General features: G+C 52.8%; 5 protein-coding genes and 1 pseudogene. 4 read left to right on the top strand and 2 right to left on the bottom strand.

Translation table 11 applies throughout. The features are described from left to right. Window positions 1-81: 81 nt before the first annotated feature. Window positions 82-417 (bottom strand): IS66-like element accessory protein TnpA, encoded by a 336-nt coding sequence (gene tnpA / locus F8N21_RS30145; RefSeq protein ID WP_150644785.1) that lies wholly within the window; start codon window positions 415-417, stop codon window positions 82-84. A gap of 152 nt (window positions 418-569) precedes the next feature. On the opposite strand from tnpA, the gene F8N21_RS30140 reads away from it, so the two are divergent. The 4 genes and pseudogenes from F8N21_RS30140 to F8N21_RS30125 form a co-directional block, all read left to right on the top strand. Then, window positions 570-884 (top strand): hypothetical protein, encoded by a 315-nt coding sequence (locus F8N21_RS30140; RefSeq protein WP_150645587.1) that lies wholly within the window; start codon window positions 570-572, stop codon window positions 882-884. A 330-nt stretch (window positions 885-1,214) separates the two neighbouring features. Further along, window positions 1,215-1,664 (top strand): hypothetical protein, encoded by a 450-nt coding sequence (locus F8N21_RS30135; protein ID WP_150645586.1) that lies wholly within the window; start codon window positions 1,215-1,217, stop codon window positions 1,662-1,664. Between the two features lie 94 nt (window positions 1,665-1,758). Further along, window positions 1,759-2,193 carry a hypothetical protein gene (locus F8N21_RS30130; RefSeq protein WP_150645585.1) on the top strand — a complete coding sequence of 145 codons (435 nt, stop codon included), beginning with the start codon at window positions 1,759-1,761 and terminating at the stop codon, window positions 2,191-2,193. Between the two features lie 544 nt (window positions 2,194-2,737). After that, window positions 2,738-2,911 (top strand): annotated as a pseudogene (locus F8N21_RS30125) (CoA transferase); the annotation flags it as partial. 352 nt (window positions 2,912-3,263) lie between these two features. Here F8N21_RS30125 and F8N21_RS31240 read toward each other — a convergent pair. Continuing rightward, a partial coding sequence (locus F8N21_RS31240) for a hypothetical protein (RefSeq protein ID WP_224788324.1) occupies window positions 3,264-3,443 on the bottom strand: 180 nt, incomplete at its 5' end.

Genomic DNA, 3,443 nt, shown 5'->3' with positions numbered 1-3,443 from the left:
CCACGACCCGCGCCAGCGCGGTGTCGGTGCCCGCACGCATATCCATGGGCTCGGTGGCGAGCCAGATGGAGTCGATGCGGATCATCGCAGTAGGTCGCGGAGAAAAGCGGTACACGCCGCGGCATTATCCGCCGGCCAACTCACAACGACCGCACCCCTCGAGTGGGGGACTTCGATGCGGATAGTGGCAGCAAGAGTTTGAGGCGATGTTGATGTCGATGTCGATGCCTTGACCGGAATAAAGGCAGTTTGCAATGCCAGGTTTTTCTGTTCATGCACCCGAATCCACTTATGGACAAGGTTGGCGTTGAGGTTGTGGGTCAGAGCAACACTGGCAATCGAGGTGTCAGGCTGCGCACATTCGGCAATGACCTGGGCCTTGAAGGATTTGGAATAGGAGCGACGTTCTTGTGGCATGGGGCGTCCGCTTAAAAAGGCTAGAAATGGTGTCCACTTAAATTTAGGTGGACACCTTCGCCCTAAGCGTTGCGATCAGGAAGGTGTGTTGGCCGGACGCTTACGCTTCAGCATCGGCATGCGACTGGAAGGTCAATAAAACGACTGACCCGATGACAGATGTGGTGACCTGCTGGGTGAGCTCACCCACTGCAAAGGTATCGTTTTTCCGCCATGGGAAGGACAGGCCTAATGTGTACAACAAGAGTGCATACAGCGAATCCTGGCTGATGATTCGAGTCGACCAAAACAAGGCGATATCGATGGGCGAGAATGCTTATACCCGTCAAAAGGCGCTGGATGAGTTATTGCCGCAGCTCCGATCAGGCAAGCGGATTCGCACCAGTTTTGAAGACTATCCAGAGCAGCAATCTGGCGATGCGGAAATTTGCAATCTTCAGCAATTGCTAGACGTCTGCAATTCATAGGAAATTCCCGCCCAGGTAGGGATTAGTGCGGCGTCCGGCGTCGCGGTTGTCTGGCTGCTATCCCAATGGCGATGATAGTGGCCCCCAGCAATGAGGTGCAGAGTGAGGGGAAATTCAACCAAGACGATTCTGACGCTTTCAATACCGAATACACCGCTATGCTGTGGGCCAAGAAGACGGCGGAAGACTGATCCGCAGCGACTGCACCTATCAGCGGTGGAAGGTATGGTCTGGGTCGGGTGAAGCGGTGAGTGTGAGGGCATCGAGTGGCAGCCCGTCGGCTGGTCTGCCTGTAAATAGAAGGGGCCAACAGCCGAATAGGAAGTCACGATGATTAAAATTAGTATGGACCTAAGCCAAGCCACAAAGGCAGAGTACGACACCTACATGGCATCTCGATTGCGGGTGTACATGGTCGAGGAATTTGCATCCGATTTTTTCGGCTGTGAAGTGCAGGTTGAGTCATCTGGTGGGCCTCACAGCATTGAACGAGTTGATTCGCTTGTGCCTCTGGTTGGGTTGTTCAGCGATGAAGATTCTGCACCGAAGCTTACAGCCTTTTTCGTAAGCACCTATGCGGAAAAACTCGGGGAGGCGCCGACGCAAGCCCAGGTTAAAAAGATCAAAGACGCCGTTGCAGCGATGGTGCAATTTCCCCCAAGGCACCGCACGTTGGATTGTTTCACAACGCTACTGCAAGACCCTGATGTCATTTTTGCGTGTTCAAGCGCGATACGCGACAGCGAAGCCTTGGAGCGCTACGAGCATTGTTTCAAGTAATCGCATCACCCCAAGCCCTGCCATTAAACGCAGGGCTAGTTCCATAGAAGAGAGGCACTTTTGGCCCTTCGGACGAGCAGGGAATAATGCGTCGATGAATACTGAGCTACTGCTGACGTCCGCAGTCGTGTCCGCTCTCGTAGGGGGCTTTGTCAGCCTCAGAACCTCGGAGCGAAAGATTCAGATTGAGAACATCACCCAGGAGCGTGCTAAGTGGCGTGAGCAGATTCGCGTTAACGCCCTGAAAGTTCATAAGGCTGTGAGTAAAAAGGATACGGATGTCAAGACACCACTGGCTGAGTTGACACTGGTGTTTGAGCTGCTGCTGAACCCTCTCGACCCTGAGGATATTGCCATCCTCAAATGCATTGAGGGGCTTTCTGAATGCAAGGAACCTGAAAAGCGGCTCCCTGAGTTTTCGAAACGCGTGGCATACCTACTGAAGCACGATTGGGAGCGCGCCAAACGGGAGGCTAAGCCATGGTGGTGGCGTCTATTCAAAAAGTCATATCGAGAGAGCCTGGGGTGAGAGTGGGCCATAGCCAATGAGTGCAAGTATCGGCTGAATCCCTTGTGTTGTATAGGTTAAGCAATGTTTATAAAGAGTGGTTCGCTGATAGACCCTCAAACTCCTAAGGGGAAGGTTGGCAGTTCGAACCTGCCCTGGGACACCAATTATTCAAGGCTTCCAGCGATTCATTCGTCTCATGTCTGGCTGGTTGTCGTTCTCAGCGGCTATTTTGCTGGCTGCTTCGAAAAACCTGCCTCCGTTTGATTCCTGCGATGTCCCAACTCCCTATCTTGATTGTGCATGCCAGCCCTGCGCTCGCATAAATGTGTGCGCCTTCGCTGAGTGTGGGGTGAGGGGCCGGCTTTCCTTTTCTGTCACCGCCTTCAGCGCTTCGTGCGGTCCGAACCTTGTTAGTGATGATCTCTGTCTCCCGGGTAGGCTTCGACGGATCCAGGCGCCTGTACTCAGCCAGTTTTCCTGGAAGCTGTTACTCATCGTTGAGTGGATCGAGGGTGAGAGGGGGGCGATTATTCCAGTGACATTCGTCTTCTGTAGCTTCAGTGCCCTGGCTGGGCTGGTTCCGCAGGTGGCCTGCCCGATCCGTCTTTCCGAGGCGCCGGTTGAATACCGCAATGCCCTTCCTCTATTGGGCGAGCACACGCTGGAGATTCTGCAGCGGGTGTTGGGTCTTGAGGCATCTGCGGTCGCTGCTTTTAAAGAGGCAGGGGTGCTCTGAGGATTCCTTCTATATGGAAATAGAAGCCGCGTTTTTTGCTCTCTATATAGAGGGAAAACAGCCGGTTTTCCGGCATTCTGCAAGTTATTGATAGAAAAGCTAAATCAGCGCTTGACGGCAGACCCTGGAGGTCTATAATTCGCCCCACTTCCGGCGCAGTCGAAACGGAAAACTCCTTGGTAAACAAAGAGTTACGCAGTTTTCGACAGTGGGTTGCTTCAGTTCACCGAAGCCCAGAAGGAGTTGATAAGGTCGTGTTATTTGATCCTATTAATGATTCGATCCACTCGGTCGAAAGCGGTGTAAAACAGGTGTTGACAGCAGCGAGTAACGCTGTAGAATTCGCCTCCCGCTAACGAGTGTATCGGAAGCGCCAAGTGGTTGAAGTTACAAAGGAAACTTTGAAAACTTCGGAAAATAACCGCTTGACAGCAGCAGAGGAAAGCGTAGAATGCGCGCCTCGGTTGAGACGAAAGATCTTAACCAACCGCTCTTTAACAATTGAATCAAGCAATTCGTGTGGGTGCTTGTG

This window comes from Pseudomonas fluorescens, from assembly GCF_902497895.1.
GTDB lineage: Bacteria > Pseudomonadota > Gammaproteobacteria > Pseudomonadales > Pseudomonadaceae > Aquipseudomonas > Aquipseudomonas fluorescens_BP.
The sequence above is the reverse complement of the archived record's forward strand: the minus strand, read 5'-3'. Positions and strand labels throughout refer to the sequence as shown.